Origin of the sequence: Dysgonomonas sp. 520 (assembly GCF_010501095.1) — a bacterium.
Classification (GTDB): Bacteria; Bacteroidota; Bacteroidia; order Bacteroidales; family Dysgonomonadaceae; genus QVMP01.
Map to the genome: position 1 here is coordinate 26271 of NZ_QVMP01000014.1, position 20788 is coordinate 47058.

Annotated in this window: 14 protein-coding genes; 9 read left to right on the top strand and 5 right to left on the bottom strand. The window is 41.0% G+C overall.

Annotation, left to right across the window (positions count from 1 at the left end; all coding sequences use genetic code 11):
• Window positions 1–432: 432 nt before the first annotated feature.
• The 5 genes from D0T56_RS09825 to D0T56_RS09845 form a co-directional block, all read right to left on the bottom strand.
• Window positions 433–2223 carry a glycoside hydrolase family 105 protein gene (locus D0T56_RS09825; protein ID WP_163319975.1) on the bottom strand — a complete coding sequence of 597 codons (1791 nt, stop codon included), beginning with the start codon at window positions 2221–2223 and terminating at the stop codon, window positions 433–435.
• A gap of 263 nt (window positions 2224–2486) precedes the next feature.
• Window positions 2487–7388: a leucine-rich repeat protein gene (locus tag D0T56_RS09830; RefSeq protein WP_163319976.1), complete on the bottom strand. Its 4902-nt coding sequence runs from the start codon at window positions 7386–7388 to the stop codon at window positions 2487–2489.
• Window positions 7389–7429: 41 nt separating this feature from the next.
• Window positions 7430–9430, bottom strand: a complete 2001-nt coding sequence (locus tag D0T56_RS09835) for a leucine-rich repeat protein (protein ID WP_163319977.1) — start codon at window positions 9428–9430, stop codon at window positions 7430–7432.
• A gap of 285 nt (window positions 9431–9715) precedes the next feature.
• Window positions 9716–11506 (bottom strand): leucine-rich repeat protein, encoded by a 1791-nt coding sequence (locus tag D0T56_RS09840; RefSeq protein WP_163319978.1) that lies wholly within the window; start codon window positions 11504–11506, stop codon window positions 9716–9718.
• 43 nt (window positions 11507–11549) lie between these two features.
• On the bottom strand, window positions 11550–12197 hold the full coding sequence (locus tag D0T56_RS09845; RefSeq protein WP_163319979.1) for a GDSL-type esterase/lipase family protein: 648 nt from the start codon (window positions 12195–12197) through the stop codon (window positions 11550–11552).
• A 264-nt stretch (window positions 12198–12461) separates the two neighbouring features.
• On the opposite strand from D0T56_RS09845, the gene D0T56_RS09850 reads away from it, so the two are divergent.
• The 9 genes from D0T56_RS09850 (at window position 12462) to cls (ending at window position 20764) form a co-directional block, all read left to right on the top strand.
• Window positions 12462–13589 (top strand): hypothetical protein, encoded by a 1128-nt coding sequence (locus D0T56_RS09850; RefSeq protein WP_221412348.1) that lies wholly within the window; start codon window positions 12462–12464, stop codon window positions 13587–13589.
• Window positions 13590–13810: 221 nt separating this feature from the next.
• Window positions 13811–15910 carry a beta-galactosidase gene (locus D0T56_RS09855; RefSeq protein WP_163319981.1) on the top strand — a complete coding sequence of 700 codons (2100 nt, stop codon included), beginning with the start codon at window positions 13811–13813 and terminating at the stop codon, window positions 15908–15910.
• A gap of 113 nt (window positions 15911–16023) precedes the next feature.
• The gene (gene pyrH, locus D0T56_RS09860) at window positions 16024–16734 is read left to right on the top strand and encodes a UMP kinase (RefSeq protein ID WP_163320012.1); all 711 of its coding nucleotides are present in this window, start codon (window positions 16024–16026) and stop codon (window positions 16732–16734) included.
• Entirely contained in the window at window positions 16721–16918 is a 198-nt protein-coding gene (locus D0T56_RS09865; RefSeq protein ID WP_163319982.1) for a hypothetical protein, read from the top strand. Before pyrH ends, D0T56_RS09865 begins: the two co-directional genes overlap by 14 nt.
• A gap of 30 nt (window positions 16919–16948) precedes the next feature.
• Window positions 16949–17509 (top strand): ribosome recycling factor, encoded by a 561-nt coding sequence (frr, locus tag D0T56_RS09870; RefSeq protein ID WP_163319983.1) that lies wholly within the window; start codon window positions 16949–16951, stop codon window positions 17507–17509.
• Between the two features lie 109 nt (window positions 17510–17618).
• Window positions 17619–18545: a ribosome small subunit-dependent GTPase A gene (rsgA, locus tag D0T56_RS09875; RefSeq protein WP_163319984.1), complete on the top strand. Its 927-nt coding sequence runs from the start codon at window positions 17619–17621 to the stop codon at window positions 18543–18545.
• A complete protein-coding gene (locus D0T56_RS09880) occupies window positions 18526–18921 on the top strand; it encodes a DUF2809 domain-containing protein (protein WP_163319985.1) in 396 nt (131 codons plus the stop codon). Before rsgA ends, D0T56_RS09880 begins: the two co-directional genes overlap by 20 nt.
• A 2-nt stretch (window positions 18922–18923) precedes the next feature.
• Window positions 18924–19319 (top strand): hypothetical protein, encoded by a 396-nt coding sequence (locus tag D0T56_RS09885; protein WP_163319986.1) that lies wholly within the window; start codon window positions 18924–18926, stop codon window positions 19317–19319.
• 14 nt (window positions 19320–19333) lie between these two features.
• Window positions 19334–20764, top strand: coding sequence for a cardiolipin synthase (cls, locus tag D0T56_RS09890; RefSeq protein WP_163320013.1), 1431 nt, complete (start codon window positions 19334–19336; stop codon window positions 20762–20764).
• Window positions 20765–20788: the final 24 nt, after the last annotated feature.

Below are 20788 nucleotides of genomic sequence, written 5' to 3' on the forward strand. Positions count from 1 at the left end.
CCGATTATCAGTATGTTTTATTTAAATTTTCTTTCCTGTATTTAATATGAATCAGTATTTCAAAAACGTTCTTTTATTTTCTACAGTCTTCCTGCGCGGAATTAAAAATTCCTTGCATTCCTTTTGTCCCATGTCACAAAAGGAATCAAAAAGACATTTTGTGACTAAGGCTCCTTGCCGACCCACAAATAGCTGATAAGCTGAACAAAAAATAACTCGCACCAAAAGACAGTTAAAGCCTGAAAGGTTTGGTTATGCTCAAACAGCTTTTTGTTCTTCACGCTTATTGCGCTGTGTGGGTGCCCCGTCAATCAGCCTAATGTCACGCCTGACGGACGTAAGCCGAATGGTATCTGCTTCGAAGAAGGTGCGACAGGATTTGGTAGAAAATAAAAGAACGCTTTTAGGATGCATATATCAACTAATTAATATTTATTTTTCTGTTTTCCATATCATACGCTGCACTTCTATTCCCGCAAAAATTACGGCAAACGAACCATGAGTGTCGTCATCATAGAAAGGACGGTTTATGTAATAATTCACATCTTCCGAACACATAGTCCCTACACATATTTTATGCACCGTGCCATCTTCTTCTATCTCTGAAGCAATGGCTTCCCAACCTTTCATTACTGCAGGTTTGTATTTTTTCTCATTTAGCCAGCCATGTGTAATTCCCCGTGCGATGCACATAGTGAAAATTGCTGTTCCTGAAACTTCTTCCGGAGATTCGGAACGGTCTATCACATTGAACCAAAATCCGCTTTTGTCCTGATACTTGATCAGTTCGTCCACATGCACCCTATACTGTTTAAGGATGGCATTGTATTTCGGATGATTTTTAGGCAAATACATCAATACTTCCGACATTGCCCAAATAGCCCAGCCGTTGGCTCGTGACCAGTGTGGCAATTTTGCTTCGGGGCGGGTCGAAAAATTAGCGTGCATATACAAGCGGGCGTCTTTGTCCCACACATGCTTGTTGAAATCTAAAGTCTGTGAGGCAGCATCGTCAAAATATGCTTTTCGCAGTTCGGGCGTATCGGCATACAATCCGGCTTGCATCAGGAAAGGAATACCCATAAACATATCGTCTACCCATGTAGTATATTTTTCGGGAGTCTCGCGCGTATAGTTTGTCAAGCCGGGACTTCTCACCTGTCCGTTGCGGGCATAATCCAGCATAATATCTATGTATGCTTTGTAAAGATCCCGATTGGCGAAGTCGGCTTCTTTTCGCAAACGATATATCAGAGGGATGGATGGCGCCAAAGTGAAATCCAACATTTTGTAGTTGACAATTGCATAGTTGGCCGAACGTACCGCTCTCAAATCATTTACCTGAAAATCGACGAAAGGTATACCCTCCATCTGATAGTCGCAGAAGTTGTTGGCCCATTGTTCGTACTTTCTATCTTTTGTGACTTCTGTCATTTGCTGCATAGCCCAAGCCACGCCTCCATTATGATAGTTCCACTGATAGGTTGTGCCCCAAGGTGCGGGGTCAATAACATCTCCTAGAATTTCAATTTTAGGTATAGTCCATGTAACCCCTTCATACATGTGACCAAACCTGATTTCTTTTTCGGGTTGATGCACTTGATCAATATCGGGAGAAAATGGCCCTATTACCAGCCAATTGGATAAATCTGCAATCTTCTTATCAATATATTGTATATTTTGTAATCCTATGTTGGGGTATTGTATGGGGTATTCCAATACTGCATCTTTTTCGCTTGGTGGTTGCAACAGCACACTCCACTCTTTGCCCGATGTTTCCGATTTTATCAAAAGTTTATTGTTCCCTTTTTTCAACCGGACAGAGAAAGAGTATGACATTTCCACGCTTCTTTCTTCTTGTATCAGTTGTATATCCCGCCAGCCTTTTCGTTCATATACCAGATTATCGTTACACCATATTTTGCACGCATCATTGTGCTCAACTTCCAAAGTCATAGTAGTATCTATTGCCGATGTCAGTTCAGTGTATGCGTAAGCCACGGCAGGTTTACCCAAGCCATAGGTGCGTCCGAAATCGACAAATTTCAGGTCGTTGAACTTGTTGTTGCTTGGGTTAAGGATCAGACGATACTTGAATGGTGTTTCCCGTATTAGTTTATCTCCAATCCTTTTGACTGTTTCTATTGGCGATTCTGCATAGAGCGTATTAGTTGCCTGAACCAATATGAAGAGGAAGAATATGGTATAACTCTTGATTTTCATTTATGATTTAGTGTTAGATATTGCAAATTCTGTACTTATACATTTTATTATGAGCTGAATCCGGGGGATGTGTCAAAAGTAAATCTCAGTGTCTTTTTGTCATCCTGAACAGAGTGAAGGATCTGTTCTATAGAGCTCAGATTCTTCGTTGCACTCAGAAACAACGTTCGAGGAGCGAAGGCGACTCAATGACAAGGATGAGTCACACTTTGATAGTGTAATCTTACTTTTGACACATCCTCCTGTTTTCAGCATCCGGTTGATTATTTAATTATTATTTTCTCTATCAAATTTTCTTTCAAGGTTTTCACCTGTAACAGATAATATCCTTTAGATAAACCTGATATATCAATGGTTGATCCGTTTGCAATCCGTTTTGTCATAACGTTTCTTCCATCCATCGAAGTGAAGATCACCGTATACTCGCTTTCGGGTGTATCTACTTGTACATGCAATGTAGTAGATGCCGGATTCGGATATACTTTTACGGACGTTGCTTCAGCCATCTCGATACCATCCATAGGAGGTTCGGTAGGTCCTGTTATTGCTCCGGTATTGTCTCCACCGCCAAATTCGAATGACATATAGTTGTTATCGGCAGAACATTCTTTACCCTTACGCCCGTAGTTCACATCAACATCTACCCGGTAATTACCTTTTTTATAGACCCAGAAAGGTGTTTTATCGTTATTCAGCACACTTATATCAATGTAGTCTCCTCCATAGATATTTTCGGTATGAATATTCGATTGTGCCTCATATACAATCTGATTGGTATTAAGGTCGGTTACTGTATACAAAACAAGGCATCGTCCAGGATCGGTACGGCGGCTGTTAACCACAGTTCCGCTTTCAAGATTTCTCACTCTGACAGTGAATTTGATAGGTTGCCCTTCCGGAATATTGATATTATCAATATTTTCCTTGTCTCCATTTTGTACCCATATACGTTCGGGAACTAAATCTCCGGTCAATACCAAGTTTCCGTCAAAACTATTGATATCGTAATGAAGCAGTTTTGCAAAAGCATTTTCCTCGGCAAGGAGTTCGTACGTACCATCAGTGTTCTTACGTCCATTGATGGAATAAGTGAAGTCGGTCCACCCAACTCTTTTTTCAACTTCTGCGCCCGGAGTTATTTGTCCGACAAATAGGTTGTCTCCGGCTCTTTCATACACATTGATGTTTCCGGTTGCCAGATGGAAGAACAAATAGTCTCCCACGTATGTCATTGCTTTCGCGCTGATTTCCACACCCGGATCGGCAGGAGTTCCTATGGCTGCTTTCGGGCTTGCAGGTATTACGAGTTCCTGATCGGCTATCCATTCTGATGATGGAACCGTAGCAATATTGGCAAAACGTTCTGTCATGTTTTTGAAGGTAAGCACTGTTGTACCCACTTGTCCCCAAATAGATTGATGCGGATTAGGATTATTCTTTGTATAGCATGCCACCAGCATCTCGTCACGTTCGGCGTCGTACAGAACACGGTTCACCAATGTGATATACGATGGCAGTTTGTAAGTTACGGGTGCATCATATTTCAATACCTTATCGGCCGATTGTCCTACCTGTTTCCATATTCTGAATGCCGGACCGTTCACTACCATATTTGCGTTGTCTGCCAACCAAATATTACCGTTCTTGTCGGGATAGATAGAGAATGTGTTGCCCGAACTGGGATAACGTGTAACCTCGCTGTCTGTTTTCTGTCCGTCGCCGTTCGTGTCTTCCCAGAAGGTGATACCGTCGGCTCTCAACTCCATACAAGGAACTCCTATGTAACCATGATTTTCTTTATCGAAGCGATAACCGCCCAATATGGTAGAGTACATATTTGTTACGAAAAGATAGTCCGTTCCGTTAATTCTGCGTTTGAATGTTCCTGTTTTGATAGGAGTGGGCGGGTTAGGCTCAAGGCGCATATCCAACGGATAGGTAAAGGGATCGACAGTTGTTCCGATAAACGTATCCATTCGTTTTCCTTTCTTGTCATAATCCAGCTCATACACTTTCTCTATACAGTAAACCTTGTTAAGCTGAGTTTCGTCAAAGTCGCCTGTTGAAGTAAACACAAGACCTTCCTGTTTCCAGTTCAATGTTTGCGCTTCTTCTTTGTACGAATACAGAATAGCACTTGCCGAGTTCACAAACATGGTAGAGACATAAATATTGCCATGTTTGTCAACACCAACGCCTGTTGGACCGGGGAAACGTAAATGTCCGGCTTCTCCTTGCAGGTATTCACCACCTTCGGGTTTAGGTGCTTTTACAAGCAAACCACCTTTTTGTCCGAATGTGCCGGTAAGTTTAGGATTTTCGTATATATCGGTATATATCAATACGTTCAGGTCTTTACCGCTGTTTGCTACCAATAAGCGTTCTTTTCCACAATCGTCAGTATCGATAGAGAACGATTTTGCAACAACATCGGCAGGCAAATTGATAATTGATTCTGATCGGATGCCCCCGTTTCTCAGGTTGATTGCAACAATTCGGTTACCTTGCAGCATCCATACAAATCCGCGCTTGTCGGCAAATAAGAAACCAACGCCACCTTCATCAATTCTGAATCCGCCAATGGAAGTATTGCTCATCGTTTGTTTATCGTATATCTTTATCGAGTCAGGAATCTGAAGCGCAGTTATTCCCGGAACAGCAACAATCAGCTCGTTGTCTGTTATGGCCAATCCTCGTAGCAATCGCTCTTCTTGCGGAGCCACTAACAGCATATTTGCTAAAGGCCCGTATCCCTCCGAAAATTTTGCGGCCGAGCCATCATTTGCATTATAGCGGGTGATTAACTGCCACTCAACGCCACTTGCTTTTGGCGGATAGCTTCTCAAACCGTTCGAGTTTAACGATTCATTTCCTGAGTTTCCGTTGAAGCGCATCAATTGGTATACATATTGATCGTCCAGTGCAACAGCCTTTCCGGAGTTACGTCCCCAGCTACCTGTACCCGATTCGACAGGTATACTTACTATTTTTCCATCTTTCCACACTCCTACGTTCGTACCGCCTTCGTCCCAGTTACAAATAGTAGCTACCGTTCCGTCTTCACGGACAAATAGAGCATCCATACTGTGAGGGACGTGTGTGCGTGGTGTACCGCCCGAATTGGCTAGCCATGATGTTTGATAGTCGGTCAATTCTCCATTGAAACAATTGTTCGGATAAACACCCGACGGACTGCCAAAACCGGAACCTGTTCCGGGTGTGCCTTTATAATTTGCCTGAATTTCTGCATCGACGGCAGGCATAACAAATGTTGTTGTAGTATTATTTTCATCAGCAAAAACGACTCCCGGTGTTGATGATGACCAGTTCACAAATTCCATGTTCGGCCTTTTGGTTGCCGTGATGGAAATGGTTTCGTCGCTGAATGCGTCTAAAATTTTTTCTCCTGCAAATGTTGCGCTTCCGCCTCTTATGCTCAGCATGTATTTTGTTTTGTAGACAGCTCTGATCGTAACGGTTCCGTTAATCATAACGAAAGATGTGACAGGCGACGACGGGTCGTCAATAACAAGTCCGTTACCTTCCACTATCTCCCAATATTGAAACAATTCGTTATTGGATGTCCCTTTTGTTTCGGCAGCCTCAATAGTTACTATCCCGTCAATAGCAGCAAAGCCCGATTGGGTAATCGCATTTTCTATTGTATACGGTTTTGCAGCAGCAAATGTAGCTGTGATGGTAACATCGTTTTCGGGCATGGTGAAATAGGTAGGCGACGCATTGACATTCTCAAAAACAACGCCTTCCGGCTCCGATTTCCATTCATAAAACGCTTCTCCAAGAGGTGCTTCGCCGGCTGTTATACGCATTTGCGAACCCGAAACAGAAATGTCTAATGCAGTTGTTGCATTATTGCAAGTAATATTGTGATAAGACAAAATCTGATCTGCACTAAAACTATGAGAGTAGTTAGCGTTTCTTACCCAATTGGATGTCTTATAGGCTGCAATAGCTTCGGCAGGCACACCTACTTTTACGCCCGTTCCGTTTGCACTGTAAAATATGTCATTCCCTGCAAAAGCTGGTGGAGTTGTAGCCTTGCATATATATTGCTTCATGTTTTGGCAAACGGCAAAAGCTTCTGCTCCTATCGACTTCATAGTAGAGGGCATCGAAACATACTCTATCTGCATATCGTAACCTTTAAAAGCCATTGACCCTATTTCCTCCACTCCTTCGCCAAACACAACACTTTTGATGTGCGGAGAATTGGAAAAGAACTTATTTCCTATTTTTTTAGCAAAAGTGCCGTCTATAAATATCTCTTCGTCCTTATTTGCCGGAGGAAGAAGTATCAAGGAATTGGTGCTTTTGTCAATTAAAAAACCGTTTTCGGTAGACGCAAATACGGAGTTGCTCTCAGGTACATGAATAGCTTTCAGGTTAGGTGTTTGCGGAGCTATAACATCCACACGTACATTGCCGTTCTGACGGAAAATTTCGACCAGGTTTGGCGAGAAAGTCAATTCGGTAAGATATTTATTGTAGCCGAATGCGCTTAAACCTATTGCTACCGCATCGTCGGGCATGGTGTATGCAAATTCCTTGTTGGCAGGGAGGTAAAGACAAATTCTTTTTCCTTGCAAATTCCCGTTCTCGGTGTACGAAAACGACGAAAACAAAATAGTACCCTTATCGTTTGTGCTCAAAGTCGGGTGTCCGTCAGGAAATGCGAATCCGGTGATTCCTTGACAATCGATAAATCTATTTTCGATCATAGTATAATCTTGAATCGTATTCGGAAATTCAACAACTCCCTCCAAGCCCGAACCGGCAAAGTTTCCGAATGTTCTTGTTTTTGGCGGGAAGTGGATTTTTTTGATTGTCTTATTGGTAAAGTCATTGCTCACCTTCAATCCGGCGCAATGAGTCGAGTTCCAGTCGCCAAGTAAATCCAGTTCTTCCAACTTGGGCATCTCCATATAAATCACATTGAAGTCAGTTTGGTCTAATACTGCTCCGTTGGATGTGGTTACGATTAACTTGGTTATGCTGGATTTTTCTGCCGCAGTGAGCAAAGTGCCCAACGTTTTTGTCTGCTTGAGGTCTATAATCTTCTCCACCTGAGCGGAAAGAGGAGCCGCCAATGCCAACAATAGTATAACGGTCAGTTGTTTTTTTAAAAAAGAAATTATATTTCTCATGGATATATATTTTTTTATTATTTAAGAAAAGGTCTGAAGCCTTAAAAATCGGCATCTATAATTACATCTTTTGCAGGCATAACAAAAGTGGTTGTTTCGCTATTTGGATTGGCAAAAGTGACACCCGAAGTTGGAGAAGTCCATTTCTTAAAAGTCGGACTGGTTCTGCTTGATGTTTTCACAGTAACTGTTTCTCCGGGGAAGGCTTCCAATACGGTATATCCTCCACAAATCGTAATTTTGTAGGCTGCCGAGTATACTGCGGCAATTTTTACAGTACCGTCTATCATGGTAAAAGATGTGCTTACCGAATTCGGGTCAACAACCTCAACTCCGTTGCCCTCGGCAACAGTCCACTTACTAAATGCCAAACCGCCTTTTGTTGGCGCAGCTTCGATATTTACCGAACTTCCGATAGCCGCCATGCCCGATTGGGTTATGGCATCTACCAGTGTGTAAGGTTTCTTTAAGGCAAACAACGCTTTTACTTCAATATCCGAGTTTGGCATTGTAAAACTTGAAACACTTACTTTTGCATTTGTAAAAGAAGTTTCGGGTGTAGATGTCCATCTGGAAAATGCTTCTCCGGCAGGAGCCTCATTTGCTTTTACGGCTACAAGATAATCTGCAACAGATGCACTCTGAATACAAGTTGCATCTACGGTAGTAATGTTTCTGTAAGCTACTATCTGATCTTCCGGAAAGGCGTTTGTGGGAGCACTTACGCTGATATTCCAAGCAGACGCTTTATATTTGGCTAGCGATGCCACAGGAACTCCCAGGCGAGTATCTTTGCCGTTGGATTCGCGGAAAATCTGATTCGGAAACAGTGTTGGTGGTTCTGTTGCCTTACAGATAACTTGCAGTAGATTTTTATTTCCTACAAAGGCTTCGGCTTCTATATTTTTGAGAGTAGAGGGAAGTTCTATATATTCCAATACCGAGGTAATGGGCGTTCCGTTTATTGCTCCAACTTTGAATGCGCCAAAATTAATTGTTTCCACCCCTTCGGTGAAAATTATGTTTTTAAGAGTTGCAACAGCATAAGAAAAATAGAAGCGGGGAACAATTTTCACAATGCTGCCATCTATTACAATGGTTTCGCTGGTGTTTCCTAAGGGGTATGCCATTAGCGTTCCGGTTGTCTTATCTACCAGGAAGCCATTGGTTGCAGCCAATACCGTGTTTCCGGGTGCTACATTGTATCTTTTTATTTTGCCGGAGCCGTTCACAATCAGGTCTTCTCTGGGCAAAGTAGTCAAGGATGCGGGGAACGACAATTCTTCCAGATAATCGTTCCAGCCAAAAGCACTGGTGGCAAGTGTGGTCACACCTTCGGGGATGTTGAAAGCCACATCTTGTTTTCCGCAAGGATACATTAAGAGAGATTTTCCGTCGGCAGAAAAAAGCACTCCGTTAACCGCTTTTACATAAGCATTGCCCGTTTCTACTTCGAATGCCGTGATACCCTTGCAATTTTCGAACGCAGAGTTGTACTCATTTACCGTGACCACCGTTTTAGGCAAAAAGATTGTTCCTTGCAGTGCTGAGTTTTGAAAAACGGAACGGTTGAATGCCCTTAGATTTTTAGGGAAAGTAATTGTTTTGATAGTTGCATTATTTGCTAATGCCGAACGAGGAAATCCATCGTCAGAGCGATTTATCTGGCTTCCGATTTTGGCATCCGACAAATCGAGATTAGACAATCGGGCCATAGAATTGATAAGGGCAAAATCACCCACGGGAACATCTTCTCTGGCATCAGTTCCGTTTGGGCGGGTATTTGTCATGGTAAGGTGTACGCCTGTTGCGGTAATAATTTTCAGGTTGGTGATGTTAGCAATAGTTTCTGCCGTGTAGCCGGCATCTTTAAAAGCAGCCTGAAGACCTCCGGATGAACTTATTTGCTGAGTTCCATCCCTTACCTCGGAATACATTTCTGTAACTGTTATCACTACTTGCTGAGCATTCAGCAACATGCCGCAGCATAATATTGCCAGTAATGATATTTGCCGTTTAAATCTAAATGTTAGTTTTTTCATGGATTTTTTTAGAGGTTAAATTCATACAGAGAGTATGGTATGTAGAAGGAATGAAAGTGGAAATGGATTTTATTTCCACTTTCATTATTTTTTACCTGTAGTGCATTTATAGCTTTAATGTTAAAGCATTCATAATGAAATTTTTATTTAAACTGTCATTCTGAACGAAGTGAAGAATCTGGGCTTTTAGTCTTAGATCCTTCGTTTTACTCAGGATGACAAGATGATTATGTATTATCTTTCAATCTGTTGCCTTTTATTTTTTAATGCACTACGAGTTTTTTGTTACTTTTTAATAAAGCGCATTGCTTTTCCGTCTGTTTTCAGAATGTAGATTCCATTAGCCAAACCAGATACAGAGATAGGCTCGTTATTTGCCACACCTTCCGACACCTGTTGACCTGCTACATTGTAGATGACAAAGTTGGAGTCTGCAACACCTGCCAGTTTGATGTAGTCTGTTGCCGGATTAGGATAAATAACAAATTCAGAATTTGTATTTTCAATGTTTCCAATTCCAACAGTAGTATCGTCTTCGTATGTTGCCGTCAATTCGAGAGCAGCAGCAGGCATCGTGATATTGATAGTAGTTTTAGTATCTTGATCTGTCAGAAGTTCGGGATGAGTGGTTGATGTCCATTTTTTAAATATTTTTCCTACCGGAGCAGCATCAGCCGTAACTGTCAGGGCATCATTTTCAAGTGCGATATCCGTTCCTATCGACGATTGTGTAGTAGCATAGGTTAAAGCAATATCGTAGAATCCGAAGAAGTTATTCAGGGCAAAACCTTTATAGGCAGTGGTTCCGCCTTTTCCATTATCACCCATCGTACCATTTACCCATGTTGAAGCCTTATAATCGTCTAATGCACTAGCCGGAACATATACTTTTGTGTTCCAACCGATACTGCTCCCTACATTATTAAAACTTTGCGACTTATTAACAGGTACGTTTGTTGCACGACAGATAAATGTTACTAATTCGTCCGTAGCAACAAATGCTCCGTCTTCAATGCTCTCTAATGTTTCGGGAAGATCGACAAGGGTAACCACCTTTGCATAATTGTTATTTTGCGAGCCTAATCCATCACCGAAATCGGTTTTTCCGTTTCCTCCAAATACACTATTCTGGCTTCCTCCCCCTGCAAATATTTGGATAGGTTCAGTAATGATTAATTGTGTTTTGCCCTTTGGCGACCAAACTACTCTATTTGTTGCAGTCTGATATAGCACACCATTTACCGAAGCAAGTACCGGGTTTCCTTCAGCAACAAATATATTTTCGATAGTAGAGAAGTTTGCAGTGGCATCAAATCTGTTTGCTCCTGCCTGCAAAGTGGTGGTTGTGGAAGCAAATGTGAGGTCTTTCAGATTATAGTTACATTCAAATGCGCTGTTTCGGATAGTTACAACATTTTCAGGAATTTGATAAGCGGCATCCGTTTTTCCGCAAGGATAGTAATGCAACGTGCTCATATCTTTATTGAAAACTACACCATCAACAACCGTAATGTTAGGAGCATCAGCAGCGATAGCAAAACCTGTAATTCCCTGACTATTTCCGAATATGCCATGTTCGGCACTAGTAGCAGGAATCTTAGAAGGAAGAGTAATAATACCTTCCAATGCACTACTCATAAACGCTCCTGCCCCTATACCCGTTAATGATGAAGGGAAGGAGATTGTTTTGATGCTTGAGTTAGCTTTAAATGCATTAGCAGGTATATCATTTCTAACTACTGCTGCATTATCGCGCGTAACGGTAGACTCCGACAAATCCAGATTTGCTAATGATGTTAAATTCGTATTTAAGTAAGTGAAATCTTTTGGATCGAGAAATGCACCGCCGGATGTAATGATCTTTAAATCAGTAATAGCTGCTATTTCTTCCACTGTATAGGGTACTGCAAGGATAGCCGACTCCAGCACGCTGGTTTCATTTGTCCCGCCTGCTCCGTTTGCTGTGTATTTAGTGTTGATATCTACAACAACCTGTTGTGCCATTAACGACATACTACAACACAACATCACAAGTAATAAAACTTGTTGTTTAAGAGTAAAAATTAGTTTTTTCATGTTACTATTGATTTAAATATTAAGTAATTAAAAGTTAATCTTATCATTTTATAGATTTGGCTACAATGACGGCCATCTCTATTGCTCCATTTTTGTCGGGATGAACACCATCGGGGAAAAATTCGGGTCTGTATAAGAAAGCTGCATGCAAATCAATAACTCTGCACTTCTTTTCAAATGCAACCTTATCAATAGCCGGAATCGCTTCCGAACACAATATGGTATCATTTATATGAAATCTGTTCTTGAAAGAAGGTATAGGTTTACATAAAAATATTTCGGGATGCGACGACAATTGTTGAAAACTGTCTACCATTGCCCTCAGGTCTTCTTCATATTTGCCTGGAAAAGAGGGTATGTTTTGCGGTTTTGTATCGTTAGCACCAAGTTGTATTATTACAATGTCGGGGTTGAAAGCCAGTGCTTCTCTGAAAGCCGGTTTATCCCAATAAGGCCAATCTCCCGACTTCAACATGGTGGCTCCACTCTTTCCAAAATTGACTACCTGATAGCCATCTCCCAAAAGTACGGATAGAATTGCCGGATAAGCCTCTTTTGATCTGTCTTGCAATCCATCTCCATCTGTAATGCTGTCTCCAACGCAAGCAACCTTTTTGGGGGAACCGTGGTCGAACGATTGACTAAAAAGCGCGAATAATAAAATAGTTATGATTAATGTGGTTTTTCTCATGTTTTCAGATTCATAGGGTTAAACATTTTTATTCAATGTATCCGAAAACAAATGTATGATTACAGCTCACTATATAGAGAAACAAAACAAAGAGAAAGTAGATTCAAAACCCATTCAAAACCGATTCAAAAGCAATTGCGAAAATGTATGATACTGATTATCAGTGTTATTTAAAAATTGTATGAAAAGGCATAGGTACAGAGCGTCATTTTTTATGAGCTCAATTCAGTATCTTTACTGTACAATCTTAAACTAAATTCCACCATGATTTTAACAATGAGAAAACTCCTGCTCTCACTCCTTTTGTCGTATACCTTACTTCATACGGTTTGTGCAGAAAATGAAAAACATCTTATAGAATTAGGAAATACCCATACCGAAAATTATTTATCAATAGATTTAAATGGTGGGGCAATGGTAGATTTCAGATTGACCAAAGAAAATCCAAATCCCTTCTCGTGGAATATTCCCATTGCCGAAATGCCGGAAAATAATAGAAAAGGGGCTGCCTTTCAAGGTCATTTTCTATGCTTGGGGCGTTGGGGGTCACCTACAATGGGTGAAATGAAAGCAGGCGTTCCTCACAATGGTCAGTCGGGAAACCAAATGTGGAACATTGTTTCTTTCGAGGGAAAATCATATCTGCACATCCGGTCGAAAGCTCCTCTGGACGGAATTGTTGTGAATAGGGAGATTGACTTTGACGAACAGAACACAATTTTTAAAGTTACCGATCGCATTCAAAGCACAATCTCAATCGGGCGACCGTTTAATGTAGTGCAACATGCAACTATCGGGCCTCCTTTTCTGTCCGAAAATACTATTATAGATAGCAATGCCGAACGGGGATTTATGCAACACCTATCTTACCCCAATCCTCATAAGTTTGAATATGTATGGCCACATGCAATTATCGACACATTGGGCAGAACAATAAATCTGACACGGACTGACATTCAGGAAAGCTATGTTTCCACTCATTTGTTTAATGATACTATTGGTTGGGTTACGGCTTCGAACGCAGACAACGGATTGTTGCTCGGCTATATTTGGAAAACAAAGGAATACCCTTGGATTAACATTTGGAATGAGATGAAAGATGGAAAACCTTGGGCTAAAGGTTTGGAATTTGGAACAGCAGGAATAGGGCAATCTTATCAGGACTTATTGGCTGTAGACACTCGTTTTCATGGAGCAAATTCTTTCTTCTATCTGGATGCCTTGGAAGAAGTGGATAAGTCTTTTCTTTGTTTTCAGGTGAGGATACCACAAGATTACAAGGGTGTGAGTAAGATAAAAATTCAAGGGAATAAGATTGTGCTGATAGAAAAAGACGTGCCCGATTCTCGAAGTATAGTTATAGTTAATAGATATTACCCGTGGTGCATTTAGGACTTTGATATAAACTCATTTATTATAAGATTCATATCGGTTTTGTCATGTTGAACGTAAGTGAATTAACAATCGACGAAGCGAAAGCGAGTCAAAAATCTAAAAAAACAGATCCTTCGATACTCTCAGGATGACAAAATTGAATAAAACGAAAAAGTCTAGACGGTTTCAATATAAACTTTAACAAGTTCAATCAATTGTAATTTTAAAATACTAAATTCATGAAAAATAAAATCATTTTATCTCTTTTGATTTGCGGATTATTTTCATCAGTTTCTTTTTCCCGCGATATAATCAACTCACCCGAAAAGTCATTGATGCCGATAGGCGCATATTATTATCCCGAACATTGGCCCGAACATCAATGGGAAAGGGATATTAAACGGATTGCCGAATTAGGATTCGAGTTTACTCATTTTGCCGAATTTTCGTGGTCACGCCTTGAACCCGAAGAGAGTAAATTTAACTTTGAATGGCTGGACAAATGTGTTGCATTGGCCGAAAAATATGGTTTGAAAGTGATAATGTGTACCCCTTCTCCAACTCCTCCTGCATGGTTGACCGCCAAACACCCTGAGATATTGGTTGTTACCGAAGATGGATTTCAGGTGAAACATGGAATGCGCCTGAACGCCAATGGAAGCAATCCGGTATATCAACAGTACGTAAAACGAATTACTGAAAAATTAGCCGACCGATATGGCTCCAATCCCGTTGTCTGCGGTTGGCAATTGGATAACGAACCTCACTACGAAGGGTTATACGATTATTCTCCCTTCGTTCGCAGTGAATTTCAGAAATGGCTCAAAAATAAATATACAACGATAGAAAATCTGAATCGGGCATGGGGAGCAGCTTTTTGGAGTTATGAATTCAATAATTTTGAACAAATAGATCTTCCCAACAAGAACGAACGTAACAATAATCCGCATGCAAAAATCGACTTTAAGCGTTATTCGGCCGATGCAATTGCTGAGGCTTTACGCTTTCAGGCTGATGTTCTGAGAAAAAAAGTTTCATCCAAACAGTGGGTTACATCAAACTTTGCCTATTATAAGTTTTTACCCTCTGTCGATTTGTTCCGAAGCAAAAACGATCTGGACTTTGCTTCGCATACGATGTATCTTTTGAGCACTTTCCTTGATTATCCTGAAGGGAAGCTGGCCGGCAGATTGGGGAGTGGTATGGAACTTTCTTTTTCAAGCGAATTGGCTCGTTCTGTAAAAGGATATACAGGCATTATGGAATTGCAACCCGGACAAATTGATTGGGGAAGCTGGAACTCACAACCCTTACCGGGTGCTGTTCGGATGTGGATATGGCATAGTTTTGCATTGGGTGACAAATTTGTGTGTACCTATCGTTTCCGTCAACCTCTGTATGGAGCCGAGCAATTCCATAAAGGAATCATGGAACCTGATGGCGTAACCGTCTCTCCGGGCGGATCGGAGTATGTTACGGCTATAAAGGAAATAAGCCAATTAGAAAAATTGCCCCGAGAAAAAACAATTATCCCAAAGGACGTGGCTTCCCGCACTACTGCCTTTTTGTGGAAACAAGACAATATGATGTCTTTAGAAACTGTGAAACTTACGCAATCGTGGGATACTTGGAATCATTATTATACCTATTATCAAAAATTGAAAACGATGGGATCATCGGTTACATTCATTCAGGAGTCGGATGCTTTTGATGTTTCCCGATATCCTTTCATGGTAGCTCCTGCCTATGAAATGGTTGACGAAAACCTGATTTCGAAATGGAAGAAATATGTATCGGAAGGAGGAAACCTCATTCTAACTACACGTAGCGGAATGAAAGACAACAACTCACATTTGTGGGAAGCTCCTCTACAACACCCCATACAAGAACTTATCGGCTCAAAAATTGAGTATTTCGATCAACTCTCTCCACAAGAAGAAGCAAACGTGGTATTTGAAGGGAAGAATTATACGTGGAATGTTTGGGGAGATATTCTTTCGCCTGCATCTGAAACAGAAGTATGGGCATCATATTCCGATCAGTTTTACAAGGGAAAACCTTGTGTTGTAAAAAACAAGATCGGCAAGGGATCGGTTTATTACATTGGTGTTGCAACAAAAAATAAAGAGCTGGAAAAACAACTGCTAAGAAAAATATATACAGAGGGTGGGGCTTCTATTTTAGATTTGCCGGACTATGTATTTACCGAGTATAGAGACGGATATTGGGTTACGGTTAATTATACTTCGGAAACCATAAGCGCACCTATACCAGATTCTTCAACAATTGTTTGTGGCAAAAAAGAAGTTGCTCCGGGAGGAGTGGCTGTTTGGAAATAAGGGAAAAAAACAGCCACTTACATTTTATTATTCGCATCAGAACATCTTAATTCCATTTTTCTCGCAAAAATTATATAGTTTTGTATTTATTAATAACCTGAAAAAACGGAATGATGGCTAAATACAAAAGAATATTACTCAAATTGAGTGGCGAATCACTAATGGGCGAACAACAGCACGGAATAGATACCAAACGCATTACGGAATATGCCGTACAGATCAAAGAGATAGTAGACATGGGCGTGCAGGTGAGTGTTGTTATTGGCGGAGGAAACATATTCAGAGGACTTAGCGGTGCATCAAAAGGTTTCGACAGGGTAAAAGGTGACCAAATGGGCATGTTGGCAACAGTTATCAACAGTCTTGCTTTGAGCTCGGCACTTGTGGCTATCGGGCAAAAGGCTCGTGTGCTGACTGCCATCCGCATGGAGCCCATCGGCGAACTTTATTCGAAATGGAAAGCTATCGAAGCCATGGAAAACGACGAAGTAGCCATCCTGTCGTGCGGAACAGGAAATCCTTTCTTCACAACTGATACGGGATCTGCCCTGAGAGGTATCGAAATAGAGGCTGACGTGATGCTGAAAGGTACACGCGTAGACGGTGTTTACACTGCCGATCCTGAGAAAGACCGCACAGCGACAAAATTTGAGACTATTTCTTACGATGAGGTATACAGCCGTGGACTGAAAGTTATGGATCTGACGGCCACCACCATGTGCAAGGAAAACAACCTGCCTATCATTGTTTTCGATATGGATACCGTGGGCAATCTGGCCAAAGTGATGGGCGGTGAAAACATCGGAACTTATGTTCACGCATAAATCCGATAACGGAAAACGCCAGCTGAAAGATGATTTGTCGGCAGGAATAATCGTTGTTTTGGTTGCTCTATATGCGGCATACCTGACGAAAGAATATTATTTGCTGTTGCTAAGTTTGCCGGGAATATATTTCATTGTCAGAGGAATAAGAAATTATAGAAAAATAAAAGACAATCTAAAATAATCATCATATCTAAAAAAACAAATTACTGATATGTCAGACGTAAAAGCATTCGAAAAAAAAGCTGAGGAGAAAATGCAATCAGCAGTTGAGTTCTTAGAAGAATCTTTGGCTCACATACGTGCAGGGAAAGCCAACCCTCGCATTCTGGACGGAATAAAGGTAGATTACTACGGTTCACAAACCGCACTAAGCGGAGTAGCTTCCATCAATACACCCGACGCAAAAACAATAGCCATTCAGCCTTGGGAAAAAAACATGCTTGCCGAGATTGAAAGAGCCATCATAAATTCCGATTTGGGATTGAATCCGGCCAATGACGGCGAGGTTATCCGTCTGCTTATCCCGCCATTAACGGAAGAACGTCGTAAGGCGTTGGTAAAACAATCGAAACAAGAAGCGGAAGATGCAAAAATCAGCGTGCGCAATTCTCGCCGTGACGCTATCGACGCAATCAAAAAATCGGTGAAAGACGGAACTCCCGAAGATGTGGCAAAAGATTCGGAAGCAAGTGTTCAGAAAATTCACGATAAGTATATCAAACAAATTGATGAACTGTTTGCCGCAAAAGAAAAAGAAATAATGACAGTGTAACATCAGTTATGAGTTACTTCGTCTTCCGAAATAATTACGAGTTACGAGTAGAATAGACATATCACTCGTAGCTTGTAACATGTAACTCGTCAACTTGTAACTAAAATAGATGAATGGACTGGTAATAAAAAATACAGGTAGCTGGTATCTTGTTCGCACAGACGACAACAAGAATGTTGAGTGTAAGATAAAGGGTAACTTCCGACTGAAAGATATTAAAAGCACAAACCCCATTACGGTGGGCGACAGCGTATCTTATATTATGAATGAGGATGGCACAGGAGTTATCACAGAAATTCATGACAGAAGGAACTATATCATACGCAAATCGTCCAACCTGTCTAAACAGTCTCACATTATAGCTGCCAATCTGGATATGTGTTTCCTTGTGGTGACTGTTACCAAACCAATCACAACAACTGTCTTTATCGACCGCTTTCTCGCCTCTGCCGAAGCCTATCGCATTCCTGTGAGCCTTGTTTTCAACAAGGTGGATATATACGATGAAGACGAAACCGAATATATGGATGCGCTTATCAATCTTTACGATTATATCGGATATCCATGCTACAAAATATCGGCTCTGAACAATGAAGGCATAGACGTGCTGAAAGAAAAACTGAGAGACAAAATCACATTATTTTCCGGTCATTCCGGAGTTGGCAAATCTACACTTATCAATATACTGATACCCGATGCAGAACAAAGAACGGCTGCAATATCGGGCTATCACGGAAAAGGCATGCATACCACCACTTTTTCCGAAATGTTGGAAATTCCCGAAGGAGGTTTCATTATAGATACGCCGGGCATCAAAGGCTTTGGAACCGTTGATATGAAACCCGAAGAAATAAGTCACTATTTTCCCGAAATATTTAAGTTTTCGCACAATTGCCGCTTCAATAATTGCATGCACATAAACGAACCCGGCTGTGCCGTGTTGGAAGCCGTAGAAAATCATTATATCAGTGAAAGCCGGTACAAATCATACTTGAATATTATAGAAGACGAATCGGATGGAAAATACAGAAAATAGAAATGCAACCAAAATAAGATTTGATTTTAAATCGTTCCTCATATTCCTATTGATTTTCGTAGTAGAGGTTCTGATTGCATTGTTCGTAAACGACAATTTTATCCGTCCCTACGGAGGTGACATTCTGGTGGTTGTGCTGATGTATTATTTTTGTAAATCGTTCATCCAAACAAAACCCCTGTATTTGATTGTTCCTTTACTGCTTTTCGCATATTCTGTTGAATTTGGGCAATATATGAATCTGGTGGAAGTTTTGGGTATGCAAGATAACAAAGTGATGAGAGTGGTTATAGGCTCTTCATTCAGTTGGTACGATATAATTTGCTACACCATCGGGGCGATAATATGTTATGTGATTGACAGGAAAAAGAATTGAATATGGCATTTCAACAACGAAAAAAAGATTACTTGCAACGGCTGATAGAAGAATTTTTCGCAAAGTTGCATAAACTCACCAACGAAAAGGAACATATTTCTTTGCTTGAGAAAACACAGCTTCTGGTTAGTGGATTCCAGTTCTTTTACGAGAACTTCGATATAAAACTAACAGATACGGCAAACGATATTCTGGAGAAGATTGGCGATTACGAACTCTCGGAACAATATGCCAGACTGTTGGTTGTAGAATACGAGTGCCTCGAAGAAGACGGAAACAAAGATTCGCTGTCGAAAGCCCTCGAAATTGTTGAATATCTTATCAATACAGACACCACCTACTCGTGGGACAGGTCTGTGATAAGGGAAGATATTCTGAGGTTGTTAGAAAAAAGCTAAATTTGGGAATAATTATGCTGCTGTTTACGACAAATAACCTGTTCGATATTTTCAAATTGCTGTATATCATTACAGCAATTGGGGTGGTTATTGTCGTAATTTCCGAAAACAGAAATCCCCTGAAAACCATTTCGTGGGTTATGATACTGCTCTTGCTGCCATTGGTGGGACTTATCATTTATTGGTTTTTCGGCGAAGATCACCGGAAGAAAAGGCTCATCTCCCGAAAGATGTACAAGAAGCTGAAAAACAGGATAGCAGAAAGATATGACATGCTGGAAACGGCTCACCCTCCCGCCGAATACAAGAATCTCGTAAATCTGTTGAACAAGCTAAAAACCAGCCCGTTATACGGAGGTAATAAAATAACGTTCTACTCCGACGGAACAAGCAAGTTTCAGGCTCTTTTCGAAGAATTGGAGAAAGCAAAAAGCCACATCCATTTTCAGTACTATATATTTATGGATGATGAAATTGGGCACAAAGTAAGAGACTTACTCATAAGGAAAGCAAAAGAAGGAGTTGAAGTCAGGGTTCTTTACGACGATGTGGGTTCGTGGAAAGCTAAAAATAGATTCTACAAAGAAATGGAAAATGAGGGAATACAGGTAGATGCCTTCCTCAAAGTTCGGTTTCCTTTGCTTACGAGCCGTGTAAACTACCGAAATCACCGGAAAGTGGTCATCGTCGACGGAAAGGTCGGTTTTATGGGTGGAATGAATGTTGCCGACAGATATATCAACGGTATTAAAGACGGAGTATGGCGCGATAGCCACTTCAAAGTGGAAGGAAAAGCTGTTCACGGACTGCAAACTTCTTTCGTGACCGACTGGTATGCCTCCCGTTCCGAATTTTTATCGGCAAATAAATATTTCCCGGCTCTTGAAGCCAAAGGTGACAGTCTGATGCAGATTGCAACAAGTGGTCCCACGGGCGAATTCAAAGAGATACTGCAAGGCATATTTCATGCCATAACCAACGCAAAGGAGTATGTGTATATCCAAACCCCATACTTCATTCCCAGCGATATATTGCTACTGGCCATTCAATCGGCGGCAATGAGCGGTGTTGATGTCAGGATAATGATCCCTGAAAAATCCGATACGACGTTCGTGCAGATCGCCACATGGTCTTATATAAAAGACCTGCTGAATGCCAAAGTGAAAGTACATCTTTACACAAAAGGATTCCTCCACTCGAAACTGATGGTGATTGACGACAATCTGGTCATTTCGGGTTCGGCAAATATGGATGTACGCAGTTTTGAGCACAATTTTGAAATAGACGCATTTATATATAGTAAAGAAACTGCACTGCAGGCAAAAGAAATCTTCTACAAGGATCTGTTAGACACAAAGCTTATAGATATTCTGGAATGGGAAAAAAGATCTCGTTCCAAACGCTTTTTTGAATCTGTAATGCGAATGTTTACACCGCTACTATAAGGCAATTTTTTACTTTTCATTTAA

What these genes read in the sequence shown, in the direction of transcription:
- D0T56_RS09825 (WP_163319975.1), bottom strand. Translation starts at nt 2,223, where the DNA reads ATGAAAATCAAGAGTTATACCATATTCTTCCTCTTCATATTGGTTCAG.
- D0T56_RS09830 (WP_163319976.1), bottom strand. Translation starts at nt 7,388, where the DNA reads ATGAGAAATATAATTTCTTTTTTAAAAAAACAACTGACCGTTATACTA.
- D0T56_RS09835 (WP_163319977.1), bottom strand. Translation starts at nt 9,430, where the DNA reads ATGAAAAAACTAACATTTAGATTTAAACGGCAAATATCATTACTGGCA.
- D0T56_RS09840 (WP_163319978.1), bottom strand. Translation starts at nt 11,506, where the DNA reads ATGAAAAAACTAATTTTTACTCTTAAACAACAAGTTTTATTACTTGTG.
- D0T56_RS09845 (WP_163319979.1), bottom strand. Translation starts at nt 12,197, where the DNA reads ATGAGAAAAACCACATTAATCATAACTATTTTATTATTCGCGCTTTTT.
- D0T56_RS09850 (WP_221412348.1), top strand. Translation starts at nt 12,462, where the DNA reads ATGATTTTAACAATGAGAAAACTCCTGCTCTCACTCCTTTTGTCGTAT.
- D0T56_RS09855 (WP_163319981.1), top strand. Translation starts at nt 13,811, where the DNA reads ATGAAAAATAAAATCATTTTATCTCTTTTGATTTGCGGATTATTTTCA.
- pyrH (WP_163320012.1), top strand. Translation starts at nt 16,024, where the DNA reads ATGGCTAAATACAAAAGAATATTACTCAAATTGAGTGGCGAATCACTA.
- D0T56_RS09865 (WP_163319982.1), top strand. Translation starts at nt 16,721, where the DNA reads ATGTTCACGCATAAATCCGATAACGGAAAACGCCAGCTGAAAGATGAT.
- frr (WP_163319983.1), top strand. Translation starts at nt 16,949, where the DNA reads ATGTCAGACGTAAAAGCATTCGAAAAAAAAGCTGAGGAGAAAATGCAA.
- rsgA (WP_163319984.1), top strand. Translation starts at nt 17,619, where the DNA reads ATGAATGGACTGGTAATAAAAAATACAGGTAGCTGGTATCTTGTTCGC.
- D0T56_RS09880 (WP_163319985.1), top strand. Translation starts at nt 18,526, where the DNA reads ATGGAAAATACAGAAAATAGAAATGCAACCAAAATAAGATTTGATTTT.
- D0T56_RS09885 (WP_163319986.1), top strand. Translation starts at nt 18,924, where the DNA reads ATGGCATTTCAACAACGAAAAAAAGATTACTTGCAACGGCTGATAGAA.
- cls (WP_163320013.1), top strand. Translation starts at nt 19,334, where the DNA reads ATGCTGCTGTTTACGACAAATAACCTGTTCGATATTTTCAAATTGCTG.